At 77.9% G+C, this 2,545-nt stretch carries 3 protein-coding genes; all 3 read right to left on the reverse strand.

Annotated elements, in window-relative coordinates; genetic code table 11:
* The coding region (locus L1885_RS27010) for a serine/threonine-protein kinase (RefSeq protein ID WP_308117408.1) at positions 1 to 934 on the reverse strand (934 nt) is incomplete at its 3' end.
* Positions 931 to 1,692, reverse strand: a complete 762-nt coding sequence (locus tag L1885_RS27015) for a hypothetical protein (protein ID WP_235799781.1) — start codon at positions 1,690 to 1,692, stop codon at positions 931 to 933. The genes L1885_RS27015 and L1885_RS27010, both read right to left, overlap by 4 nt.
* A 317-nt stretch (positions 1,693 to 2,009) precedes the next feature.
* On the reverse strand, positions 2,010 to 2,545 hold a 536-nt coding region (locus L1885_RS27020), incomplete at its 5' end, for a restriction endonuclease subunit S domain-containing protein (protein ID WP_505016791.1).

Below are 2,545 nucleotides of genomic sequence, written 5' to 3' on the forward strand. Positions count from 1 at the left end.
CGGGCCGGGGCGGCGGCAGCGCGGCCGTGTCCGGCCAGGGCGCGTGCGGGCGCAGGAACGGGCGTGCCGGGTCGAGCGGTCCCGCCGGGGACCCGCCGGGGGTCGGCAGCAGCGGCACGAGCTGCTCGTAGACGGCCTGCGCGCCGGGCGGCCGGTGCCGCGGGTCCTTCGCGAGGAGCCGCAGCACCAGCGACTCCAGGCTCTCCGGCAGCTCGGGGCGCAGGGAGCGCAGCGGCCGGGGCGCCTCGTACAGGTGGCGGTGCAGCACCCCGAGGACGGTGCTTCCCGCGAACGGTGTCTCGCCGCCCAGGAGTTCGTGCAGCACCACGCCGAGCGCGTACAGGTCGGTGGCCGGGCCCACGGCGCCGCCCATGGCCTGCTCGGGCGCCATGTACGCGGGACTGCCGATGGGCGAGCCGGTGTGCGTGAGCCGGGTCGTGTCGGCGTCGACGACCGACGCGACGCCCAGGTCGAGGACGACGACCGTCCCGTCGGGCCGCACCATCACGTTGCGCGGCTTGAGGTCGCGGTGCACGATCGGCACCGCGTGCACGGCGGCGAGCACCCCGCACAGCTGGGCGGCGACCGCGACCGCCCACCGCCAGGGGTAGGGCTCGTGCTCGGCGAGGTGGTCGGCGAGGTCGCACCCCTCGACGTACTGCATGACGAGGTACAGGTCGTCCCCGTCGCTGCCGGCGTCGTGCACGGTCACCAGGCCCGGATGGTCGACCTGCGCGGTCACCCGGCACTCCCGCACGAAGCGGCGGCGCAGGTCCTCGGCCGCCGAGGTGCCCGCCATCCGGTCGGGCCGCAGCAGCTTGACGGCCACCCGGCGATCGAGCCGCTGGTCGTACGCGGTCCACACCTGGCCCATGCCGCCCTGCCCGATCAGGGTCGACAGTTCGTAACGGGCCGCGATCACCCGGCCGTTCACCGGGCGTCAGCGTCCTCGTCCCGCGCGTCCCCGCGCCGTGCGCTCCCGTCCGGCGCCGCCGGGCCGCCCCGGAGCAGGTCGCTGAGCTCGTCCAGTTCGGCCCGCACCTGGTCGATGCGGGGCGTGCGAGGGGCCGCCGGGGCCTGCCGCGGCCCGGCGGGCGGCGGCGTCGCCGGGACGGCGGGCCCGAAGCCGCGCGCGGACTGTCCTGGAGCCGGTGGGGCCGGCGCGGGCGGCGCGGCCGGGACCGCCCAGGGCGACGGCTGCGGCGGCACGTAGGGGACGACGCCCGGCGGGGGCGCCATCGGGACCGTGGGCGCGCTCGCGTAGGGCGGGTAGCCGTAGCCGGGGGCCGGCGCCGCGCCGGGCAGGGCGGCGGCCGGTCCGTATCCGGCCGGGGCGTAGGCGGGCGGCAGGCCGGCCCGCAGCCGCGTGTGGCGCCGTATGTCGAAGACCAGGAACCAGACGGCCGACGCGACGGCGAGCAGCAGCAGCCCGCTCATCGACAGGTTCGTCCCCAGGGCGTCCTCGGGCAGCGTGCCCACCACGGCGAACAGCACGATCGCCACCACGAAGGAGGCCGCCGCCAGGGTCCATTCCCACCAGCGGCGCCGCAGCGCCGCGATCCGCAGCAGCGGCGCGAACGCCAGGAGCCCGATCGTGAGGATCGGGCCCGCCGTCAGCAGGACGCGCACCAGCACCACTCCGGCGCCCGCGGCGCGCGTCCGGGCCGGGGGCGGCGGCACGGCACCGTACATCGGGGCTCCTCGGACGTCGGACGGCGGGGGACGGAACGCGGCTGACACGGACCGAGCGTATACACCGACTCGGACAACCGTCCGGGGGTTGTACGCGTCCGGCCCCCGGTCGCTGTCGGCCCGGTCACACACCCCGTCGCGCACCCGGCGGCGCGCGTCGGGCCGGAGAGCGCGCGGGGCCCCGGCGCCAGGCCGCGAGGCGTTCGCGCCGGGCCTCTGAATTCCGTGATCGGCCGTCAGGTTCCGTACCGGCAGGGCGCCTTCTCCCGGGGCGGCCCACCGGTGCCGGGAGCCCGGGGCGCCCGCGCCGGACGGCCTCAGACCGGGAGCGAGCCGTCCGTCAGGCCGTCGTGCAGGGCCCGCACGAGCTGGTCACCGAGCCGGGCCGCCTCGCGCAGCTCGTCCTCGAACGCGGCCAGGGCGCGGAAGCGTTCGCCGTACTTCCGCTGGTCACCGAGCGGTAGGCGCGGCAGTTGCAGCCGGCGTACGTCGAGTCGCGTCGCGGTGGAGGCGTAGCTGCTGGCCCGGCGGTTGTTGGCGGTGCCGCGCAGGAAACCGGCCAGGAACCAGGGGTCGAGGGCGGCCGGATCCGGCCGCAGCAGCTGGAGGTTGCGGCCGAGCGCGGCTCCGGCGGCGGCCTCGTCCACGACGCGGGCCACGGACCCGCCGCCGAGGACCGGCACGACCACGTCGCCCGCGCGCACCAGGACCGGCTCCTCCCCCGGGCCCTCCGGCAGCGTGCCCGAGGGCGGCCGGCCCGTGAGCACGTCCTGCTCGCTCAGCACCCGCACCGGACCCGCGGGGCCCGTCCCCGCCCCGCCCGCGCGCAGCTCCAGGGCTCCGGTGCGGGCGA

Source organism: Streptomyces fuscigenes (assembly GCF_021556455.1).
GTDB lineage: Bacteria > Actinomycetota > Actinomycetes > Streptomycetales > Streptomycetaceae > Streptomyces > Streptomyces fuscigenes.

Coding starts and splice junctions, on each gene's coding strand:
- L1885_RS27015 (WP_235799781.1), bottom strand. CDS start 1,692: ATGTACGGTGCCGTGCCGCCGCCCCCGGCCCGGACGCGCGCCGCGGGC.